Annotated in this window: 18 protein-coding genes, 1 riboswitch and 1 other annotated feature; all 18 genes read left to right on the top strand. The window is 38.3% G+C overall.

Features of this window, described 5'->3' with window-relative positions; all coding sequences use genetic code 11:
- The first annotated feature begins 20 nt into the window (after nucleotides 1-20).
- Entirely contained in the window at nucleotides 21-1,322 is a 1,302-nt protein-coding gene (locus tag NBX03_RS13740) for a M20 family metallopeptidase (protein ID WP_250228344.1), read from the top strand.
- A 42-nt stretch (nucleotides 1,323-1,364) separates the two neighbouring features.
- Nucleotides 1,365-2,111 (top strand): SDR family NAD(P)-dependent oxidoreductase, encoded by a 747-nt coding sequence (locus NBX03_RS13735; protein ID WP_250228343.1) that lies wholly within the window; start codon nucleotides 1,365-1,367, stop codon nucleotides 2,109-2,111.
- 541 nt (nucleotides 2,112-2,652) lie between these two features.
- Nucleotides 2,653-2,911: a binding site (T-box leader), on the top strand.
- 180 nt (nucleotides 2,912-3,091) lie between these two features.
- Nucleotides 3,092-4,714, top strand: coding sequence for a methionine--tRNA ligase (gene metG / locus NBX03_RS13730; RefSeq protein WP_250228342.1), 1,623 nt, complete (start codon nucleotides 3,092-3,094; stop codon nucleotides 4,712-4,714).
- A 1,513-nt stretch (nucleotides 4,715-6,227) separates the two neighbouring features.
- The gene (locus NBX03_RS13725; protein WP_250228341.1) at nucleotides 6,228-8,255 is read left to right on the top strand and encodes a peptide ABC transporter substrate-binding protein; all 2,028 of its coding nucleotides are present in this window, start codon (nucleotides 6,228-6,230) and stop codon (nucleotides 8,253-8,255) included.
- A 6-nt stretch (nucleotides 8,256-8,261) separates the two neighbouring features.
- On the top strand, nucleotides 8,262-9,212 hold the full coding sequence (locus tag NBX03_RS13720; RefSeq protein WP_250228340.1) for an ABC transporter permease: 951 nt from the start codon (nucleotides 8,262-8,264) through the stop codon (nucleotides 9,210-9,212).
- On the top strand, nucleotides 9,212-10,156 hold the full coding sequence (gene oppC, locus NBX03_RS13715; RefSeq protein WP_250228339.1) for an oligopeptide ABC transporter permease OppC: 945 nt from the start codon (nucleotides 9,212-9,214) through the stop codon (nucleotides 10,154-10,156). The genes NBX03_RS13720 and oppC overlap by 1 nt, the downstream gene beginning before the upstream one ends.
- A gap of 19 nt (nucleotides 10,157-10,175) precedes the next feature.
- Nucleotides 10,176-11,216 carry an ABC transporter ATP-binding protein gene (locus NBX03_RS13710; protein ID WP_250228338.1) on the top strand — a complete coding sequence of 347 codons (1,041 nt, stop codon included), beginning with the start codon at nucleotides 10,176-10,178 and terminating at the stop codon, nucleotides 11,214-11,216.
- Nucleotides 11,217-11,220: 4 nt separating this feature from the next.
- Nucleotides 11,221-12,159, top strand: a complete 939-nt coding sequence (locus tag NBX03_RS13705) for an ATP-binding cassette domain-containing protein (protein ID WP_250228337.1) — start codon at nucleotides 11,221-11,223, stop codon at nucleotides 12,157-12,159.
- Nucleotides 12,160-12,724: 565 nt separating this feature from the next.
- Nucleotides 12,725-13,138: a hypothetical protein gene (locus NBX03_RS13700; protein WP_250228336.1), complete on the top strand. Its 414-nt coding sequence runs from the start codon at nucleotides 12,725-12,727 to the stop codon at nucleotides 13,136-13,138.
- 218 nt (nucleotides 13,139-13,356) lie between these two features.
- Nucleotides 13,357-13,521, top strand: a riboswitch (cobalamin riboswitch).
- Between the two features lie 506 nt (nucleotides 13,522-14,027).
- Entirely contained in the window at nucleotides 14,028-14,837 is an 810-nt protein-coding gene (locus tag NBX03_RS13695; protein WP_330638422.1) for an energy-coupling factor transporter transmembrane component T, read from the top strand.
- Nucleotides 14,810-17,434, top strand: coding sequence for an ECF transporter S component (locus NBX03_RS13690; protein ID WP_250228334.1), 2,625 nt, complete (start codon nucleotides 14,810-14,812; stop codon nucleotides 17,432-17,434). Before NBX03_RS13695 ends, NBX03_RS13690 begins: the two co-directional genes overlap by 28 nt.
- A 191-nt stretch (nucleotides 17,435-17,625) precedes the next feature.
- Nucleotides 17,626-17,916 carry a hypothetical protein gene (locus NBX03_RS13685; protein WP_250228333.1) on the top strand — a complete coding sequence of 97 codons (291 nt, stop codon included), beginning with the start codon at nucleotides 17,626-17,628 and terminating at the stop codon, nucleotides 17,914-17,916.
- A gap of 231 nt (nucleotides 17,917-18,147) precedes the next feature.
- Nucleotides 18,148-18,576 (top strand): hypothetical protein, encoded by a 429-nt coding sequence (locus NBX03_RS13680; protein ID WP_250228332.1) that lies wholly within the window; start codon nucleotides 18,148-18,150, stop codon nucleotides 18,574-18,576.
- Nucleotides 18,577-19,156: 580 nt separating this feature from the next.
- Nucleotides 19,157-20,512 (top strand): radical SAM/SPASM domain-containing protein, encoded by a 1,356-nt coding sequence (locus tag NBX03_RS13675; protein WP_250228331.1) that lies wholly within the window; start codon nucleotides 19,157-19,159, stop codon nucleotides 20,510-20,512.
- Nucleotides 20,513-20,522: 10 nt separating this feature from the next.
- Nucleotides 20,523-21,611, top strand: coding sequence for a TIGR04066 family peptide maturation system protein (locus tag NBX03_RS13670; protein WP_250228330.1), 1,089 nt, complete (start codon nucleotides 20,523-20,525; stop codon nucleotides 21,609-21,611).
- A 2-nt stretch (nucleotides 21,612-21,613) separates the two neighbouring features.
- Complete coding sequence (locus NBX03_RS13665) at nucleotides 21,614-21,886, top strand: hypothetical protein (protein WP_250228329.1); 273 nt, start codon at nucleotides 21,614-21,616, stop codon at nucleotides 21,884-21,886.
- Nucleotides 21,887-21,972: 86 nt separating this feature from the next.
- On the top strand, nucleotides 21,973-22,149 hold the full coding sequence (locus tag NBX03_RS13660) for a hypothetical protein (RefSeq protein ID WP_250228328.1): 177 nt from the start codon (nucleotides 21,973-21,975) through the stop codon (nucleotides 22,147-22,149).
- 538 nt (nucleotides 22,150-22,687) lie between these two features.
- The gene (locus NBX03_RS13655) at nucleotides 22,688-23,389 is read left to right on the top strand and encodes a LytR/AlgR family response regulator transcription factor (protein WP_250228327.1); all 702 of its coding nucleotides are present in this window, start codon (nucleotides 22,688-22,690) and stop codon (nucleotides 23,387-23,389) included.

Raw genomic sequence — 23,389 nt, 5'->3', positions numbered from 1 at the left:
GAATAAAAGGGGGTATTTTTGTGAAAGAGGAAGTAAAGAACAAAATTTATGAAGCTGTAGAGAGCTTAAAAGACGAGCTTGTGAAAACCGTTTCAGATTTGGTGCAGATTAAAAGCGTTACGCCGGAGTTCGGATATGAGCCTGAGAAAACATTTGGCGGTGAAAGAAAGGTAAGCGAATATTTAAAAAGCCTTATGGACAAAGAAGGCATTGCAACAGATATTTTTGAAGCGGAAGGCTTTGCCGGAAGAGCAAGCCTTGTAGGCGTGTATAAGGGCACAGGGGAAGGGAAATCCCTTATGTTTAACGGCCATATTGACGTTGTTCCCCCGGGGGATATTGAACAGTGGAACGGGGAAGACCCCTTCAGCGGAAGAATTGACGATGAATACGTCCACGGAAGAGGCTCCGTAGATATGAAAGGCGGAAATGCCGCTGCCCTCTTTGCATTAAAGGCTCTTTTAAAGGCAGGATATAAGCCCAAAGGCGATATTGTTTTTCAAAACGCCGTAGGGGAAGAATGTAAGGTTACGGAAGCGGGAACGGGCGCCTGCCTTGAGCATGGACCGCTGGCAGATGCAGCCATCGTATGCGAGCCGACCTCTACCGATGCCATACCTTTTGAAATCAATACCGCCCAGCCGGGGGTTTTTGAAATGAAATGGTCGGTTAAGGGAAAATCCTGCCACGCTGCCCGTCGGGGCGAGGTGATAAGAGACGGCGGCTTAGGCGAAGAAGCCGGGGTAGACGCCATAGAAAAAGGAATGATTATCTATAATGCCGTAAAAGATTTAGAAAGAAAATGGGGCCAGACGAAGAAACATAAATTGTATAAGCAGGGATATTTCTGCATTAACTGCGCGACGATAGATGCGGGGGTAGGCCGAAGCCTGGTTTCAGACAATATTGAAATGTCTTATTCCTTATTTTATCCGCCTCAGGAAACCCCTGAAAGCATAAAAAATGAAATAGAAGCCCATATTAAAAACGCCTGCTTAAATGACGACTGGCTTGTAAAAAATCCGCCGAAAGTGGAATGGATATTTAACTGGCCTTCCTTTGATATTGCGCAGGAGGAAGAAATATGCAAGCTTGCCCAGAAGGCCGTTAGAACGGTTGTGCCTGCAGGGGGCGAGTTAACAGGCATGTTTGCCGTATCAGATGCTTCCTTTATAGCCGAAAAGAATATACCCGTCATTATTTTAGGCCCGGGAGAAGGCAAATACGCTCACGTTGCCGGAGAAAAAATCGCCATATCCCAGCTTGTTGAAGCAGCAAAAATATACGCTCTGATTATTGCCCAATGGTGCGGCATTGAATAGGTGAAGTATAAATAAACGAATTCATTTTAAAGGAGGTTTGTTATGAAAAGACTCAGCGGTAAAGTGGCTATCGTAAGCGGCGCCACATCTGGTATAGGGAAGGCCTGTGCGATGGTTTTCGCAGAAGAAGGGGCAAACGTAGTTTTCTGCGGCAGACGGAAGGCTCTTGGCGAGGCTCTTGAGAAAGAAATTAAAGAAAAAGGCGGAGAAGCTGCTTTCGTTCAGGCAGACGTCACTGTAAAAGCAGATTTGGAAGCCCTTGTAAATAAGGCCGTAGAGCAATACGGAACCATTGACATTCTTGTAAATAATGCAGGAAAATCGGTTCCCTTTAAACTTGAAGAGCTTGATGTCGAAAAGCAGTACGATGCAGTATTTGACTTAAATATAAAGAGCTATTTTATGCTTACGAGCTTAGTGCTTCCTTACATGCTTAAAAATCAAAAAGGCTCCATTGTAAACACCTCATCTCTTGCAGGCATCGAAGGCCTTGATACATATTCATCTTACTGTGCTTCAAAGGGTGCGGTTATCCAATTTACAAAGGCGGCCGCAGTAGAATTTGCTTCCAGAGGAATTCGAGTAAACGCCGTCTCTCCCGGATTAACCATTACAGAGCTTATTCCCGAAGGCTGTGATTTTGAAAAGCTGATTCTTCCTTCGATCCCTATGGGAAGAAGCGCCAAAACTTATGAAATCGCTAAGGCAATGCTGTTCTTGGCAAGCGATGAATCCAGCTATTGCACAGGCATGAACCTTGTAGTAGACGGAGGAAAGTCCATTTTATAATCTTATTTATATTCTAAAAGACTATTAATAGTAGGAAAAGGCGGCAGTTGCAGGAGACGCTTTCAATAAAAGATTTACGGCAGGTAATTTTATCTTCCTTATATTTGAATAAGTATGAAACGGCAGTATTGTTAATTTGCTTTTCTCTTATTAAAGCCAAATGCTTGCGGCCAAATAAAGCAAATTGACTATAAGGCTTCATACGGAGCAATTGAAAAAACCGGAGCTATTTTATAAGCCGGACAGGAAATATAAAGGCAGGGATTGATACTTATCGGTCCCTGTTTTTATAGAGCATCAAGCTAAAGCCTCCATAATAAATGACTATATATACCGATATTAAGAATATACAAAAATAACCGTCTTGTAAAATAAAGAAATTTACGATATACTAGAATGTGTTTACACGAATCTTAATATGCATCTAAAAGTCCGTTGCTATGCCATACGAAGAGATTCCTTCCGGGCTGTGTCATGCTTCAGGCTGTCTGAACTTTGCATACTTATTCGGTATAAGCATACGCTGTTTATATATTGAAACCCAAAGGCAACGAAAAGAAGAGTAAGCAGAATCATCTTTTACAGAGAACCCTACTGCTGAGAACGGGTAAAGCTATGGAGCTGCTGAATATGGTCTTGGAGCTGCGCACCGAAATTAGTTTAATTTAGGCTGCGACGGGGGCGCCCGTTATTGCGCTATGCTATCGGCAGATCATTTCCTGCCTGCAGCAGATGAGGTTTGTGCCGTGAGGTGCAAATGAATTGGGGTGGTAACACGAAGCCATGCTCTCGTCCCCGAAAACATAGTTTTCGGAGAGGAGGGCTTTTTTTAATTCATTTTGTTTCATATTCGAATGAAAATAAAACAGTAGCATTGTAAATTTGCTTTTCCTTGATTTTATGCTTTTTTAGGTCCTGTTCCTTACTACGGAAGAAAAGCAAATTTACTACACAGCATAAACGTAAAGGGGTTTAGAAATATGAAAGTATTAATTGGAAGCGCTTGGCCCTATGCAAACGGGCCCCTTCATATCGGGCATCTTGCGGCTCTTTTGCCTGCCGATGTGATTGCAAGGTATTATAGGGCTAAAGGAGACAGCGTCTATCTCGTATCAGGAAGCGACTGCCATGGAACGCCTGTGGCCATTAGAGCCAAAGAGGAAAAAAAGTCGCCGGAAGCCATAAGCAATTATTACCATGATGAGTTTTGCTATTGCTTTGACAAAATAGGATTTCAATACGACCGTTACGGAAAGACATCTTCCGAGGAGCATAAGGAATTTGTTCAGGATTTTCATAAGGCAATGTATGAAGGGGATTATATCTATGAAAAAGAAGCCCCTCAAGCCTTCTGCAATCAATGCGGAAATATTCTCGCAGATCGTTTTGTTATAGGCAAATGCCCTGAATGCGGGGAAAAGGCAAGGGGCGATCAATGCGATGCCTGCGGTACTGTGCTTGAGCCGGAAAACTTATTGGAGCCTCACTGCTCCGTCTGCGGAAGTATGCCGGAATTCAGGCCAACGAAGCATCTTTTTATTGCCATCTCGAAGATGGAAAAAGAGCTTAGGGATTATCTTAAAGGCCGTTCTCACTGGCGTAAAAATGCTGTTTCGTTTACTAAAAGATATATTGACGAAGGCCTAAGGGATAGAGCCGTAACGAGGGATTTAGATTGGGGAATTGATGTTCCAAAAGAAGGCTACGAGAATAAAAAGATTTATATCTGGGCAGAAAATGTTCTCGGATATTTATCCATGAGTAAAGCTGTCGCCGAAGAACGAGGAGAAGACTATCTTGATTTATGGAAGGAAGACAGCAGGCATTATTACGTACATGGAAAGGATAATATCCCCTTCCATAGTATTATTCTGCCTGCCCTTATGATTGCCGAAGGCGGTAAATGGAAGCTTCCCGATGATATGATTTCAAGCGAATATCTGACCCTTGAAGGCAGAAAGATTTCCACAAGCCAAAATTACGCCATATGGATTAAGGATATTGTCGATCGATATAATCCCGATTCTATCCGTTATTTTCTGATTTCAAACGGGCCCGAAAAAAGGGACACGGACTTTTCATGGAGAGAATTTATTAATACTCATAATGGAGAATTATTGGGAGCCTACGGAAACTTTATTAACCGTACCTTGGCATTTATATATCGGTATTTTGGCGGAATAGTTCCCGAAGGAAATATAGATAAAGAAATAGAAAAGAATATTAATGAGATTTATCCCCGCGTGGGAAGCCTGATTGAAAAAGGAAGCCTAAAAGAGGCCATAGATGTAATTTTTGAATTTGTCCGTTACGGAAACAAGTATTTTGATACCCAAAAGCCATGGGAAAGCCGCAGTACAAATATTGAAAAATGCAATGAGACCCTATTAAACTGTGTCCAGATGATTGCGAATCTTTCAGTGCTCCTTGAGCCTTTCCTTCCCTTTTCATCAGAAAAGGTAAGGCAGTGGCTTAATATTGATTTTAGCTGGCAGCCTAAAAGAATTAATTCTCAGCTGCAAATACCCGAGCCTGCTATTTTATTTGAACGAATTGATAAAAAGATTATTGACGAAGAGCTCAAAAATTTATCTCAACAATAAAAAACTTTGGCCATTTTGCAATTTGAGCCAAAAAGGAATAAATATGCATTTTAATTTTAGTAAAATAAACCAATATAAATTTGGGGGAAATAGCAAATTGCTGAAAACATGGATGGGCAGATTCATTTTATGATATTTTATCAAAGGAAGAAGGCCGTTTTAAGTTTACAGGCCCTAAAAAAGGGAGATAAATTGAATATGAGTGATAGAAATAATGAGATATGACATTTTGTTTCATAAAGGCTGTACAAGGAAACAGTATAGATTAAAGCTGAGGATTCGGGAAAAGGCCTAGAGGGAATTTATCATTTATTAATCCTATACAAAAGCCATCCTATAAATAATATGAATTAATTATTTTACAAATTTTTTCATATATATATCCCAAACAGATTTCATGATTCATTATATTCCTAAAAAAGAATATTGCCGGAAGCTTATTCTTTCGGCAATATTTAAGTTAGCCCAAGAATACCTTTTCTTAAAATAAGAGAAAGCTTTAGCTTCTTTGGCGTAAAAATATTACTTGCTTTAAGACTTAAAGTCCTTGTTTTTAACGTCATATTCTCAGTAAATCTATTATTCTTGCATTATATTGTCAATTTGTTTTTATCCCAAAGTGAAAGTATGAATTTCATTATAATGCCTACTTGATTATTAATATTATTATGATTTATATACAAAAATACAAAGATAAAAAAATCTATATTTTTGGACTTTCTTCCCTAATTATTTAATAAAAAATAATATGAACTATATATTTTGACACTTAATTGAAAGTAAGAAGGAAAGGATAAAAAACCCATTGATATTTATGTAAATTTCAATTATATTATTATGTGGTTTAATTAAGTGTTTTTTTGTTTAAACTATGACGGCCTTATATACAAAAAAATGTCTTAAAATAACAAACAGGTGTATACTAAACATTGAAGGAATGCTACCAGAAATGTTTATTATAATAATAATTTGTGAGGAAAGGCGGTTTGATAATTTTTAATTGTTACACAGACATTTCTGCATAGACAATAGAATGTAAAATATTCAGTAAAATAACAGAAAAAATCTGTCAAATTACGACTGGTACTATGCAATGGTTCATCTCCATTCGGCAGCTTAAAATGCTTTGATGTATTAAGGTATAAAAATATGCATAAAATTGCAGAATTTGATTGAAAAATATCAAATTTAGTCTATAAACAAAGAAGTTGCTGAATAAAATTAGGTATATCATACATAAAAGATTCGTAATTTATATACTAACTATATAATATTGACAAATAATATGATGTCTGCTATCCTAAATACGATGAATATTGCTATGTGCCCTATTCAATCAGAGAGAATTTTTGTTTAAATTATTCACTGCTATGCTTCTCTGATGGAAAGGGCATTATGCACATCAAAAATTCCTGCTGTTATCTGTAAGTGGATTAAGTATGTTAACAGGCAGGTTCCTATGGGCTGGTCTCCCAGAGGATATTATTTATAATAATAAAGGAGGATGTATTTTATGAAGAAAACTTTATCACGCGCCCTCGCGCTTGCTCTTTCAGCTATATTTGTATTGAGCGCATGCGGCGGCAACGGTAACAACAATGCTGCTAATAACAATGAGCCACAGAAAGAGGCATCGACTGAGAAAACAGATAAGCCTACAGAAGCGGCTCCAAGTGCTAAAAATGACGCTGAACCAATCAAGGATTTAGTGCGCGGCATATTGTTAACCAGAGAGCTTGAAACATTTAACATTCTTAAAAGCCAGAGAGCAGAGGACTCTGAAAACTTAACAAACCTTGTTGATCCTCTTCTTGAAGTAGATACATACGGTAAGCTGGTACCTGCAATTGCAAAAGAGTGGGGAACAGAAGACGGCGGCCTTACATGGACCTTTAAACTCCGCGACGATGTAAAATGGGTTGACGTGAACGGCGCAGAAAAAGCAGTTTGTAATGCTCAGGACTTTGCGACAGGCCTTGAGTGGATACTGAACTTCCATAAAAACGATTCTAACAATACTTCTATGCCTATTGAAATGATTACAGGCGCAGAAGAATATTATGAATATACTAAGGCTCTTTCAGCTGATGAAGCCAAAGCGCTTACAGCAGCGGAAGGCTCCAAATTCCGTGAAATGGTAGGCCTTGAAACGCCAGACGATTACACCCTTATTTATCACTGCATTACAGAAAAGCCATATTTTGACACAGTAGCAACATACAACTGCCTCTATCCCATGGCTCAGGCGATGGTTGACGAATTAGGCGGACCTGATAAAGTAGCATCAATGAACAACGAAAATATGTGGTATAACGGTGCTTACACCATGACATCCTTCATTCACGGCAATGAAAAAATATATACAAAAAATCCTTTATATTGGGATACAGAAAGCGATAGATTTGATACGGTAACATTTAAGATGATGGAATCTAATGACGTTGGGTTCCAGCTTTATCAGTCAGGTGAGATTGACTATGTTCAGCTTACAGAAGGCGTTGTTAAGACAATCAGCGGAAATCCTAACCATGAATTCTACAATTACATGGTTCCAGACGTTCCTTCCAAGTATTCATACCAGTTCCACTTTAACTACAACAAAAATAAAGAAGACGGTACTCCAGATACAAACTGGAACACTGCAATTGCCAACACAGCTTTCAGAAAAGCATGGTTCTACGGCCTTGATTTGAAAGAATACTACAAGAGAACAAATGCGATTACACCTATGGTTTGCGAAAATAATTTCTACACTATGAGAGGTCTCATCTATAACTCAGACGGTATAGAGTATACCGAACTTGTAAGGGAAGAATTAGGCCTTCCTGAGGCAAACGGTGAAACAATGGCAAGGCTTGACGCCGGAAAATTTGCAGAGTATAAGAAACAGGCTATGGAAGAACTTACGGCTCTCGGCGTAACATTCCCCGTAGAAGTAGATTACTATATTTCAGCCTCCAGCCAGACTGCCCTTGACACTGCTAATGTTCTTAAGCAGGCAATGTCAAGCACCCTTGGAGACGATTTTGTTAAATTAAATATTAAAACTTATGTTTCAAGTGTAAGACAGGAAGTTGTTAATCCCCACCTTCACTCCTTCGTAATCAACGGATGGGGCGCTGACTATGGTGATCCTCAGAACTACCTTGGCCAGGAAGCTTATGGAAATGACAACGCTTACTATTCTCAAAACTATTCTTACATGAATCAAATAACTGAAGAAACAGAAGCCAATAAAGACCTTATTGCAGCTTACAAGGAATATACCAGATTAGTTGAAGAAGCTGATGCCATTACAACCGATATGGATGCTCGTTATGCAGCATACGCAAAGGCTGAAGCATTCATGCTTGACAACGTTTTAGTGCTCCCATGCCATTATCAGGTACCTTGGGCTTTATCAAAGATTGACAACACCAGCAGAATGAATGCCATGTTCGGTATTCAGAATGAAAAAATGAAAAATTGGAGAACTTCTGTAGATGCCTATACTGCAGAAGAGGCGGAAGCCCTTGCGGCAGAGCACGCTGCAGGTAAATAAGAGACGATGCTTAAATATACGCTGAAAAGGCTGGTACAATCTCTTGTAACGATACTTATCGTTGTGACAGCCGTATTTCTGCTCCTTAGAATGCTCCCAACCGACTATTATTTCACAGAGGACCAGCTGATGAAATTTACGGAGCAGCAAAAAAATGAGCAGCTGCTGGCAGCAGGCCTTCTAGACCCTGTTCCTGAACAGCTATTCCGTTTTTATGGGCAATTACTTCGATTTGACTTTGGTGAGTCAAGAAGAATTCAAAACGGTGTGCCTGTAGTGAAGGTCATAAGTAGCAAATTTCAAATTTCCATGAGGCTGGGTTTAACTTCCCTTGGCATTGCCATAGTAGTCGGTATTGCATTGGGTATTGTTCAGGCTCAGTTTAAAAACAGAATCCCGGACCATATCGGTACAGCCTATACGATCTTTGTCAATGCGGTACCGCCTTTGGTCTCCTATTCTCTGGTATTGATATTCGGATCGCGAGTCTTAGACCTGCCGTCCCTTTATTCCACGAGAAATCCGGGACCTTCAAGCATTCTGCCAATTACGTGTCTCGCCATGCTTTCCATAGCATGGTGGGCACTTTGGACAAGAAGATATATGATTGACGAAATTAACAAGGACTATATAAAGCTTGCCCGTATCAAGGGCATGTCCACCAAAAGCATTATGACAAAGCATGTACTTAGAAACGCCTTCGTGCCTCTTGCTCAGTATTTGCCTGCTTCTTTGCTTACTACTATAGGCGGATCCTTGCTTGTGGAAAGATTCTTCTCCGTTCCCGGCATGGGCCCCTTGTTAACGGACTCTATTAATCGTTATGACTTAAATGTTGTCCAGACTTTGGTTATTCTCTATTCGGTTTTGAGTATTACAGGGCTGTTTCTGGGGGACGTGCTTATGATGCTTGTTGACCCAAGAATTACCCTTACAAGCAAAGGAGGTACAAGATAGTGGAAGATCAGAACAATATAGCAGCTCAGACAAATGAAGATGATCTTTTTACCTTCGTAGAGTATTCTCCTGAGGCGGCGGAAATGACCGGCTACTCAGATTATTCCTATTGGAAGTCTGTTCTTCAAAACTTTCTTAAAAGAAGATCTGCCGTAGTACTGTCAATTATATTTATACTTTTAGTTATATTTTCCTTCGTTGCTCTCGCAATAGGAAAATACGATTATCAAACCCTTGTGACGGACAGCGCCAAATCCTTTATAAGCCCCAATTCCGAATACTGGTTTGGTACGGATAATATTGGTCGTGATTATTGGTGCCAGGTATGGTATGCTTCCCAAACATCTATTAAGCTTGCGCTTATAGTAGCAATCGGCGAATGCCTTTTGGGTATTACCATAGGCTGTATCTGGGGATATGTTCGCAAGCTTGACCGTTTTTTTACTGAGCTTTATAATCTTATAAATAACGTTCCGATGATTATATACATGACTTTGATTGCGCTTCTTATCGGACAAAGCTTCACCATAATGGCAACCTCTCTTATTTGCTTCGGATGGCTGGTTATGGCAAGAAACGTTAGAAACCTTGTTATGATTTATCGTGACAGGGAATATAATCTTGCCTCAAGAACATTAGGTACGCCGGTTCACCGTGTTTTAATAAAAAACATTTTACCGCAGCTTATAAGCGTTATAATTCTGAGGCTGGCATTGTCCATTCCAGGAACCATATCCATGGAATCCATGCTCTCTTATTTGGGGCTTGGTCTCGACATTAATACGCCTTCTTTGGGTATTTTGCTTAGAAATGCACGCAGTTTCTTCTTGGATTATCCGTATTTACTGATTTTCCCGGCGGTTATTGTATCTGTCATTACAGTAACATTCTATTTGATAGGTAATGCATTCTCTGACGCTTCAGACCCAAGAAACCACGTATAGGAACAGGAGGAAAACATAAATGGCAAAAGAGCATATTTTATCTGCTAAGGATGTGGAAATCCAGTTCAGTTTACGTGGCCGCAGATTAACAGCTATCCGAAAGTGTTCTATAGATCTGTATGAAGGCGAGACACTGGCAATCGTAGGGGAATCAGGCTCCGGCAAATCGGTATTTACAAAATCTTTTGTTGGAATGCTTGATGCAAACGGCAGCATTACCGGAGGCTCTATTCTATATGACGGAGTAGACATTTCAAAGTATAAGACTGAGAAGGAATGGCTTCGAATCCGAGGCAAAAAAATTGCAATGGTTATGCAGGACCCCATGACCTCTTTAAACCCTCTTAAAAAAATAGGGACCCAGATTCAGGAAAGTGTTGAACTGCATCAGGGATTAAAGGGCTCAGAAGCCAAGGCCGAAGCTATTGAAATGCTGAAAAAAGTAGGTATTCCGGATCCGGAACGCCGCTATAATCAGTACCCTCATGAGTTCTCCGGCGGTATGAGGCAGCGTGTTGTTATTGCAATTGCTGTTGCCTGCCGTCCTCAGGTTCTTATTTGCGATGAGCCTACAACTGCTCTGGATGTTACAATTCAAGCCCAGATTCTGGATTTGATCCACAGTCTGCAGCGTGAACTTAAAATGACAGTTATTTATATTACCCATGACCTTGGGGTTGTTGCCAATGTAGCCGATCGTGTTGCGGTTATGTATGCCGGCCAGATTGTAGAATACGGTCTTGTAAACGAGATTTTCTACGACGCTTGGCATCCGTATACATGGGCGCTTTTATCGGCCCTTCCTCAGCTTGGGGTAAAAGGCGAAGAGCTTCCTTCCATAGAAGGTACGCCGCCGAACTTATTTAATACCATCGTAGGCGACGCATTTGCTCCCCGTAACAAGAGAGCATTGGCGATTGACTTCGTAAAAGAGCCACCATTTTTCAGTATTTCTGAAACTCACAAGGCAAAGACATGGTATCTGGACCCAAGGGCTCCTAAAATTGAGCAGCCGGAAGCCATTCTTCGTATGCGTGAGAGATTAAGAAAGAGAGGTTAATGGCATGGCAGGAAAAGAAAAATTAATTGAGGTTAAAAATTTAAAGGTTAGTTTTGGTTCCGGCAGAAAAGAATTCGTAGCCGTTCAAGACGTTAATTTTGATATTTATAAAGGCGAGACATTTTCTCTTGTTGGGGAATCAGGTTCCGGAAAAACCACCATTGGCCGTACAATCCTTAGGATTAATCCTGCGGCAGGCGGAGAGATTTATTTCAAAGGCCGGAAAATCAGCGGTAAAATTTCTAAAGAGCTTGATAAAGAGATTATCCGCAAATGCCAGATGATTTTCCAGGACCCGATGGCTTCTCTCAATGAAAGAGCAAAGGTAGACTATATTGTATCAGAGGGATTAATTAACCACCGCCTTTATAAAAATGATGCCGAGCGTGAAGAAAAGGTTCAGCAGGCCCTTAGAGAAGTAGGCCTTCTGCCGGAATTTGCTTCCCGCTTCCCTCACGAGTTCTCCGGCGGCCAGAGGCAGCGTATCGGTATTGCAAGGGCATTGGTTATGGAGCCGGAATTCATCGTTGCCGACGAGCCAATTTCCGCTTTGGACGTTTCTATCCGTGCTCAGGTTCTGAATCTTTTGAACCGCCTGAAAAATAACAGAGACCTTACATATCTCTTTATTTCTCATGACTTATCTGTTGTACGCTTTATATCCGACAGAATAGCGGTTATTCATAAAGGAAGAATCGTTGAGCTTGCAGAGTCTGAAGAACTGTTCCGCCACCCATTGCATCCTTATACAAAGGCGCTGCTATCTGCGGTGCCCCAGCCAGACCCTGAAGTGGAAAAGAAGAAGAAATTATTTATTTACGACCCATCGGTTCATGATTATTCAGTTGATAAACCGGTTTGGGAAGAAATTCTCGAAGGCCACTTCATTTACGGCAATCAGCGTGAGCTTGAGAAGTACAGAGAAGAACTTGCAAAGGCATAGGTTCACTTATTTATGCTGATTAGATTCTTAAATTAATAACCCAAGAGGAGGTTGGCCTTCCAAAGGAAACGGCATGTTTTGGCTTTTCCTTAGAAAAGTGGAAGAATGGCTATTATTCCTATGATGTTTTGATTAAAGCTCTTTGGGTTTTAAACGAAAAAGTGGGGTGCTGCAAATTTATTTTGCAACGCCCCCTTTTAATTGACAGAATATAGAGAGCGTACTATACTTGAATTTATATGAAATATAGTAAGTTTTCTATAAAGAAGTAACAAAAACCTATTTGTTACAGATTCAAAAACACGGACTTCCTTCGGAAACAGTACATTCTTGAATCTTTGTGAATATATGATTTTGTTACTGTTTCACTTTAAATTTACTTATAGTAGCATTATCAGTTTGCTTTTCTCTTATTTGCTATAGTTCCATAAAGATAAAAGCTTGTTTGTAAACTATACTATAAACTCAATAGGTATATCTTCCAAAGTCATACACTAACAGGGGTCATAAAAGCAAATTAACTTATAGTATAATTATATATTTTGTTCCGAAAGGGTATTCAAATATGAAAAAAATATCAGAAATATACAAGCCCCATATGATACGCCCCATTATATATAAGACGATTACAAGATTTGGAATCGGGTTAATTTTTGCCCTTTTATGGGACCGGTATTTAAATGTAAGGAAGCTATTTTCAATGGTTGATTATGCGTTTTTCTTTGTGGGTTTTATATATTTTGCATTGGCATGGTTTAATTATCTGAAAATGGACGGAGTAAAATTTCATTTTCCCACAAAACAAAATAAGAAGAAAAGGCCCAGAAGTAAAATGAAAATGCTCATTGATTATACAGATCAAGACATTGACCCGATGGATATGATTGACGAAAAAGAAGAAATGATGGTAATATTTGCTTCGAATATCATAACAGGGCTTTGTTTTATGATTCCGTCAATTTTAGCTGTGTTTTTTTAATAAGACTATAGGTTATAGTAAATTTCTTATAAAGAAGCAGCATAAGCCGATTCGCTGCGAATTTAAAAACACGGATTTCCTTCGGAAACAGTACATTTTTGAATCCTCACGAATATACGGTTTTGCTACTGTTTAACTTTAAATTTACTATAAGCATACGCGTGATTTCAAGAGCATATAGAAAACTATCTCTGATCTTATAAGCGCCGCCTTGACAGGAAGAATCTCCCGTGATAGACTTTTATGACAAAATAAGAATACAAAGAAACGGAATCGTGTGAAATTCACGAGCGGTACGGCCACTGTAAGCGAAGCAGGCGTTCGTCCTTAAAAGGACAATGACCCAGAAGCAAGCCAGGAGACGTCTTTTTTACAATAACTTCAGGTAGCCTGTTACTGCCGGGTACCGATCATGGTTACGCATGGTCGTTTTTTTATGCAAATAATATTATAAAAATTAAGCTTTAATTATGTATGATAAATTTATTATGAAGAAGGAACAAAAACCTATCTGCTACTATATTCAAAAATACAGACTTCTTTCGGGAAGGGTATAGTTTTGAGCTTTCATGAAGGTACGGTTTTGTTGCTGATTCACTTTAAATTTACCATAAGTCTTATTTTCAGCTTAAAAAGATTTTTTGGGATTTTAATTTTTATGGGAATAATACTTATTAAACTTCAAACATATATAATGAATTTTTTATGAATAAGGATAGTCAACTTGCTTTTATTCCAAAGTGAATTAAAGACAAGTTTAGGAACCATAAAGCCATTTTGTATTTTTAGGGAGGGATAACAAACGAAAAATAAAGATACTTTTTCAAGCTATCACCCTATTATAAACTTTATTTATTTCGGATTCGTCCTTTTATATTCCATGTGCTTTATGCACCCTTTATATCTGCTTATCTCCCTATGCTGCTCTACAGCTTATGGGATTTATCTTAAAGGGCATAAGGCCATCCGTTTCAGCCTTTTATACATGCTGCCTATGGTGCTTATGGCGATGCTTATCAATCCTATCTTTAACCATCAAGGGGCTACGCTGCTTACGTATCTGCCGTCGGGCAATCCCCTTACCTTAGAAAGCATTATTTACGGCATAGGGGCCGCTTTTATGCTGATGGCTGTAATAACATGGTTTTCATGCTATACAGAAATTATGACATCAGATAAATTCATATATCTTTTTGGCAGAATTATCCCTTCCGTATCCTTGATACTATCTATGGCTTTGGGCTTTGTGCCTAAATTTAAGGCCCGTGCGCAGTTGGCGGCGGATACCCAGAAAGCCATGGGCTTTGATATTTCTAAGGGAAGCTTCTTCAAAAGAGCTAAAATTGGCATAAGAATTTTATCTATTCTTATTACATGGAGCCTTGAAAATGCCATTGAAACGGCGGATAGCATGAAAAGCCGAGGCTATGGGCTGCCTGGAAGGACGGCTTTTTCTATTTATTATTTTAACAAAAGGGATAAAAAAGCATTGGCTTGGCTTATATTTTGTGTTATTGCTGTCAACTGGGGCTGGATTACAGGCAAAATGGAATGGCGGTATTATCCGACGTTAAAGGGTGCTGAAATAAGCCTTTTAACCATCTTTTTTCAGCTTTGCTATATGGCTCTTTGCCTTACGCCTTTTATTATAAACATAAGGGAGGATCGAAAATGGAGACGTTTGCAATCAGAAATTTAAGCTTTATTTATCCTAAGCAGACGATGAAAGCAATTGACGATTTTACCCTTAAAATAAATCAAGGGGAGTTTATGATATTATGCGGGCCTTCCGGCTGCGGCAAATCTACCCTTTTAAGGCAGCTTAAAAGCGTTCTTACGCCTTACGGAACCAGAGCAGGGGAAATATACTTTAAAGGCATTCCCCTCGCCGAAATAGGCTCAAAAGAGCAAAGCAGGGCTATTGGCTTTGTAATGCAAAGCCCTGAAAATCAAATTGTTACAGATAAGGTATGGCATGAGCTTGCCTTCGGCCTTGAAAGCCTTGGCTATGATACGCCTGCAATTCGCAGGCGGGTAAGCGAGACGGCGTCTTTTTTCGGTATCGAAAGCTGGTTTTATAAAGATGTAACAGAATTATCAGGCGGCCAGAAGCAGATGCTTAATTTAGCCTCCATTATGGTTATGCAGCCGGAGGTATTGATTCTTGATGAGCCTACCAGCCAGCTTGACCCCATTGCCGCTTCTGATTTCCTTTCTGTTGTCGGAAAAATTAACAGGGAATTAGGCACTACCGTAATACTTACGGAGCATCGCCTTGAAGAGGCCTTTCCCCTTGCAAGCTATGTTGCGGTAATGGATAAAGGAAAGATAATAACAGAAGGAAGCCCAAAAGAAGCTGCCATTGCTCTAAAAAACACAGGCCATGGAATGTTTCTTGGGATGCCTTCTCCCATGCGTATTTGGTCGGCGGTAGAAAATAAAGCGCCCTGCCCGATTACTGTAGGGGACGGGCGAAAATGGCTTACGGCATATGCCGGGGAAAACCCCATAAAAGAAATAGCATTTCCTTCTCCGCCGAAGCCTTTGGAGAAAGTAAGCATTTTTGCAGAGGATCTATGGTTTAAATATGAGAAAGGGCTTCCCGATGTAATTAAGGGCCTTTCTTTAAAGGTTCATCAAGGGGAATTTATGACCCTTCTTGGGGGTAACGCCACAGGAAAGACCACATGCCTTAAGCTCCTAGGAAAACTCAATAAGCCCTATCGGGGAACAGTGAATATAAGTGGGAAAATAGGTATGCTTCCGCAAAACCCTCAGGCGCTTTTTATTAAAAAAACCGTCAGAGAAGATTTGGAGGAAGTAATTGATATAGAAAACACTACAGAAGAGGAAAGAGAAAGAAAAATTTCTCACATAGTAAGCCTTTGCAGGCTGGAGGGTCTCCTTGACCGTCACCCCTACGACTTTTCAGGGGGAGAGCAGCAAAGAGCTGCCTTAGGGAAGGTTTTACTTCTTGAGCCGGATATTTTGCTTCTGGACGAGCCTACAAAGGGGCTTGATGCTGAATTTAAGCAGGTCTTTGCAGGGATTATAAATTCTCTTATACAAAAGTCCATGACGGTTTTAATGGTGAGCCACGACATTGAATTCTGCGGAAAATATGCCCATCGATGCGCTTTGTTTTTTGACGGGGATATTGTTACGGAAGGCACCCCAAGAGAATTCTTCTCAGGAAACAGCTTTTACACAACTTCTGCCAATCGTATGGCAAGAAGCATCATACCAAATGCAATTACGGCAGAAGATGTGATTATCGCTTGCGGAGGAGAAATTCCTTCAGAACCTGAGCTTCCGGAGCAGAAGGAGCCTTTGCCGAAGCCTTCGAAAGCAGATAGCAAAAAGGAATTAAAGAAGCGTCCTCTATGGCAAAAAATCATAGGGAGTATATCGGCCCTTGGGGTTTTATTTTCTCTTATTCAGGTTATTAGAGGAAATGATGCGGCCTCATTTAATGAAAGTCATATTAAAATAGCTGCTTTGCTTATAGGAGGGTTATTTGGGCTAATACTATCCATAGGAAGGCCCGCTGATGCTTCTTTTGATGTTCAGAGGCCGAAGGAAAAAGGAAAACTTTCTAAAGGCACCAGAGGGGCGGTATTTATAATTTTACTTCTTATTCCCTTGACTTTATTTGCAGGCGCTTATTATTTTGACCACAAAAAATATTATCTCATTGGGCTGCTTGTCCTCTTGGAATGTATGGCGCCGTTTTTTCTTATCTTTGAAGGGCGGAAGCCCCAGGCGAGGGAATTGGTTCTTATAGCTGTATTATGCGCTTTAGGGGTAGCAGGAAGGGCTGCTTTTTTCATGCTGCCTCAGTTTAAGCCTGTTATGGCGCTGGTTATTATTTCAGGGATTGCCTTGGGCAGCGAAACAGGTTTTCTTATAGGGGCAATGACAGTGCTTATTTCAAATATCATCATGGGCCAAGGACCTTGGACCCCATGGCAGATGTTTTCCATGGGGATTATCGGATTTTTATCGGGGGTTATATTCAGCAGAAGGGTTTTAAGGCGCAATAAAGTATCCCTATGCACATTCGGGGCTTTATCGGCTATTATTATATACGGAGGCATCATGAACTTTGCTTCTGCCGTTATGGTGTCAAAGGATTTGAATTTAAATATCATATTGACCTATTATGCTTCCGGATTCCCAATGGATTGTATTCAAGCCGCTGCAACAGTATTTTTCCTTTGGCTTGCGGCAGAGCCTATGCTTGAAAAATTAGACCGGATTAAAATAAAATACGGGTTTGCAGAGGATAGAAAATAAATATGCTTTACAGATTTCAACATCAGGATATTCATAAGGATTTCCATCTATAAATATAATAAATACCCTTCCGTAAACAAGCTCTTTCTTATATTTATTGTTGATTTATTGATAATTCAGTTATATACTTGAACTATATGACGAAGCGAGATGGAAGCTTTGCAAATATTATTTTATTATACGGAGGAATTATGAAAGCTTACGACGTAATCCATAAAAAGGAACTTGAAGTAACCTATAAAAGCCTTATTGATTTAATGAGAGATAATAGACAGGTAGATTTCATACTTCACAATAAAAAAACAGACGAAGACGGATACTTAACATGGGATGCCGAGCATTGGACAATGGTGAATGCCAATCGTTTTATGAGATGCTATTCCTTAGAGGATAGACAGCTTAGAGATTTCACCTCCCATAATATATACGACTTGGAAAATGATTTCAAGCCGGAAGAAGCAAAGGAAATTCAAATAAGTTAATCATTTAAAATGCCGCTTTTAAAAGCGGCATACTTTTTATACAGAGCAAGTATTTTTAAAGCTTATGTATACTTATTAAACTTAAAAACTGTCTTTGATTTTAAGTTTAATAAGTTTTTCTTAGGTCCATAGCAAATAAACTTGGTCTTATTTAAGTTTATTCACTGCAATAAGCGTGAGGCCGAAAATACGGATAAATATATGGTGTATGTATTGTATAGGAGGATATCATTGGATAAATTACCCGGATTCCATAAAAATTCATTTGATTTAGGCATGATAGAAGCATTTTGTGAAATCGTTTCTCAAGAGGTTAAAAACCTGGCGTTAAGCCCGATTCTTACGAAAAGCGAATATGCTGAAATTAAAGAAGCGGCAGCAGAAATAGCTGAAAAGTTTCATGTATTAAGCTTTCCCGAGGATAATTTCATTTCTACAGACCTTGCCGCCGATGAAGAAATTAAGGATAAAATTGTTATTCTTTATTTTAAAGAGGAGAAGGTCTTGGAAGACTATTTTATATTAAAAAATAAGATAGAATCCTTGAAGAAAGCCGGTGCATACAATAAAGAAGCCATCAAGGAAGCTTCTGTGGAATTTAGAAAGATGCTTAGCTACTCCCCTAAGGCTATTGCAGAAACATATGGCGAAAGTATATAGTAAATTTAAAGTTAAATAGTAGCAAAGCCGTATATTCATGAAGGCTCAAAAATGTGCCGTTTCCGAAGGAAATCCGTGTTTTTGAGCCTTAAGGGAATAGGCTTTTGCTGCTTCTTCATGATAAATTTACTATATAAGAAAAAGAGAAAAACTCCCTGAAAAGGGAGTTTTTTATGTCTAAGTAAAGAAGAATGGGTTAAAGCCTTGGCTTTAATTTTACTGTATTTTTAATCCTTTTGTAAAAAAATTTTTTCAAATACGCTGACTATGGTAAATACTTACATAACTGCAAAGTAAAAGAAATAAACCCATTTAAATATATTGCCTAATGGATATCATAATAATCTATATTTATACAATTTGGTTATTATTATAATATAAAACTACAATTTTCACCATGAAAAAGTATCTTGTGACCCTTGATCTACATCTAATGCCATATCAATTGTCGGTAAGTCAGTTATGCTGTAAAATTTAAAGTAGGATATAGATGAATCCTTTTATAAGGTTTACATAGATCAGAACCATCATATAGTTTTTGCATCAATAATATAGATTAATGTGAAGGGGGGAATTGCATATGAACTACGTATTTAAGACTTTTACCACGCCTAAAAACTTTTATGTATATGACCGATACAGTAATACTATTCTTCAGATTCCTGAAAAGGATTATATGGCTTTAAAAGAGCTTGAGCTTTTTGAAAATATTGAAGAACACGAAGGAACTTTAGAACGGTATCAGAAAAAGGGCGTGCTTCTTGAAAGCATTGTAGAAGAAATATATCATCCCTACACAGACCGCCTTGAAGATATCTTAAGCTGTAGCTTGAATCACTTGGTTTTGGAGATTGCTAAAAATTGCAGCTCAAGATGCGGATACTGTGCCTATTCAGGGCGCTATACCGAAAGAATGAATAGCAATAAGAAAATGACGATAGAAATAGCTAAGGAATCCATAGATTTTGGCATAAGGCGCTCTTCAAATGTAAGCTGCTTTACCCTTTCCTTTTACGGAGAAGGCGCCCTTCTTCAAAGAAAGCTTGTAAATGAATGTATGGCTTATATTGAAGAAAAATATCCCGATAAATTTGTAAATTATGCCATTACCGTAAATCCTTCGTTACTAAACCTTGAAAATATAAGGCCTTTAATTGAAAAGGATTTCTCTTTGATTATTAGCCTTGATACTTCAAAGAATAATAAAAAACTTCCCCAGGGAAAAGGGCATTTCGACTCCCTTATCCGAAACCTTATAAAAATAAAAAAGGCATATCCGAAGTTTTATAAAAGCAAAATATTTTTTAATACAGAAACCTCCTCCCAAAGCGATTTTAAAGAAATTCTTGATTTCTTTTCAGAAAGCAATTTAACCGCCTGTTCCGGCTGCAAAAAAGAAATTATACACAGTGAGGAATACGATGAGGCATATAATTATGAATTTTTTAAGGCAAGGCTTTATCAGCTGGGCTTAATTGATGAGGATCATGTAAATCCTATGTTTAAAGAGGCCCTTTCTTCTATATATGAGGTGCGTAATATGCTGAACCCCTATAAGGGGACACCGTCTATAAGCCACCCGGGAGGCACTTGCATTCCGGGAGAAAAGAAGCTCTTTATTGATGTTTATGGCGATTTTTACCCTTGTGAAAAGGCAACTGAAATGGAAGAGGATTATAAAATAGGGGATATCCATGGAGGATACCTGCCGGATAAGATAAAAAATCTTATTAACATAGGAAAAATAACAGAAAACGAGTGTAAGCGGTGTTGGAATTTTTATTACTGCAATATATGCGCGGCAATGCTTACAGACACAAGCGGGGACGGTTCATCTAAAAAATGCAAGCTGAATAATTGCAGGGAGACCAAAAACAAAACTTTAGTAAGCTTTACTGATATTTGTTATTTAAAGGAGCGTAATTGTTATATATAAGGAGGATTATATGGAAAAATTACTTATATATAATTTTGATAAGAATTCTTCTGCCTTGGCAAGATACGATTCCTTGCTTGCGGAACATATTCCTTTTAAATATATTGTGGCAGAATCCGCAGGCCTTGACGGAAAGGACGCAAGCGTAGTTGACGGAGGAAGTTTTTTAAATAAGCCGCTTACAATAAACTATAAGGAAAGCCTTGATGTGTGCGATGCGGTATTATTTAATTACTGCGATTTCAGATATATAAATCACAAGCTCTTGATTAAAGAAATAAACCAAGCAGTCGATCAGAAGAAAAAAATAATACTTTCTAAAGATATTGAAAAATATATAAAGTCAAATGAGGACTTTCCGGAATTTACATACCGATCTTTAGGCTCAGACACGAAATATCAATTTGACAAAAGGGCAAAAATGGGCCGCATAAACACGCCCATCGTTTTTATCTTAGGCCTTGGGCAGTACTGTAATAAATTTGAGATTCTATTGACCTTTAAAAAATATTTGGAACAAATGGGGTACAAGCCTCTTTGCATAAGCGGAAACCCCTACAGCGAATTATTCGGAATAAGAAGTATCCCGGAATTTATGTTTGCAAATGAAGTATCGGATACAGAAAAAATCACGAATTTAAATAATTATTTCAGAAACTGGGAGCAGGAGGAAGAACCGGATATTTTTCTCGTAAGTGTACCAGATGCAATCCTTCCTTTCAATATGGATTACCATAATAATTTCGGAACGCTGCCTTTTATATTTGCAAATGCCCTAAACCCTGATATTGAAATACTGTCTGTTTATTCCGCGGTATATAGCGACTATTATTATTGCAATATGAAAAACATATGCAAATACAGGCTTAACTGCGATTCGGTATATTTTCATATGGCGGGAAGCGAATTGAAATATGAGCCTCTAATATCTCGGGAAGAGCCAAAAGTATCCATTGTCCAGATGAAAAATGTTATGAAAAAGCTTGAGGATAAAACCGCAAGAAAATACCGTGTATTTAACGTAATGGACGAGAATTCTGCAAATAATATATACGACCGGATTATTGAGGAGCTTTCCAACAATCTTCTTGTGATTTAGAGGTGATATTTACGAACAAAAAGGACTTATGTAAAAGCATAAGAAAATTTATAAAGGATATCTCTTACGTAGACGTTGAGGATTACGAAATAAGCCTTTTTACATGTTCTCTTGGGTTAAAAGTCTATGATGTGATTGAGCTTTTTTATAAAATAGAGGACGAGTACCATATACCCGTAAGAAAGTTTTATCAAGCCGATAAAAAGCTTATTACAATAGCAAGCCTTGCAGAAGGCATTATCGAGGCCATGAGTTTTGAAAATATATATGTTTAATTGGGAATATTCAGCCGGCTTAAAAGTATCCGGTGAGAATACGCCTTAAAATAAAAAGTATAATAGTTTATGAAAGGAAAGTTACAATGAAGAAGCTTAATAGAAAGGTACGTTTTGAAGAAAATACCATAATTGCTCTGGGCACTTACGGAAATAGCGGAACGTTTTACCGTCAGCCACGTAACGAAAGCCCAAGCGATAGCAATGAGGCAATTATAAACTACTATGCATACAATTGGATAAGCGTAGAAGAAAGCATATAATTTCTTGAATTTACGCATATAAAAAGACTAATTCCATATTTATTGATACCCATATACGGCTGATATTTAAGAAAGAATACGGCGCTGTTCGTTAAAAGAACAGGGCCGTATTCTTTTTTTGCAGATTTATATTATAAAGTTTGTAAAAAATAGCTTGCGTCCTGTATAATCAAAGGATAAGCTATAACTAGCTAGATATTTAACATGAAAGGACAAAAATATATTAAGAAGAAAGTTATGAATACTTTAAAAGCGATACCCTTGATAAAGCCGTATTTACAATTGTAAGCAAAGAAAGAACATATTTTTAACAAAAACGGCAATTTTATGATAAACTTATACAAAGAGATTTTATATGGAAAAGTGAATTTGCTAAATTACAAGAAATTTATTTTAGCCCCTTAGTCAAAGTTTGTTGTATTTTTGGAAATAATAAAATACTTTATATGTTAAGTATACTATAAATGTTATAATGGGGAATAAATATTTGATTTTTGTATCTGTCGTTATAGAAGTCATAGATTGCAGGTGATTTATATTGAAAATAGCTATTTGCGACGATCAGGAAAGAGAATCTCAGGAAGTTGAAAGATGGATAAAAACCCTTATCCCAGATAGTAAAAGCTATGAAATATTCAAATATTTCAGCGGTGAGGCTCTGTTGGAGGCGCTTCTTACAGAATATTTTGATATTATATTTCTTGATATTGAAATGCAGGGGATTAACGGGCTTGAGACAGCCAGAAAAATCCGTAAGGACCATAAAAGGGTAATCATCGTATTTTTGACTAACTATAAGGAGTTTTCCATCGACGGTTATGAAGTCGGGGCTTTTAGATATTTGATTAAGGGGCAGCATGAAAGCTTTTATATTCAAAAATTAAGGGATATTTTAAAAGAGTATAATTCTAAATATAAAACCCTAGATATTTATACAAGGGATATGTTTAAGAAGGTATACGTTGATGAAATATCGTTTTTTGAAGTTTATCGGAAAAAGGTTACTTTACATACGGTTGACCAGAAGCAGTACGAGTATAACAAGCCTTTATGCGATATAGAAAAGGAGCTTATAGGAGATCAGTTTAAAAAGCCTCACAAAAGCTATTTGGTTAATTTAACGGCAATAGACAAAATAACTAAAGATGGATTATTAATGAAATCTGGGGAAATGGTGCCAGTAAGCAGAAATTTTAAAAAAGAGATTTCTGATGCATATTTAAACTATATTATGGAGTGA

Origin of the sequence: Anaeropeptidivorans aminofermentans (assembly GCF_940670685.1) — a bacterium.
Classification (GTDB): Bacteria; Bacillota; Clostridia; order Lachnospirales; family UBA5962; genus Anaeropeptidivorans; species Anaeropeptidivorans aminofermentans.
The sequence above is the reverse complement of the archived record's forward strand: the minus strand, read 5'-3'. Positions and strand labels throughout refer to the sequence as shown.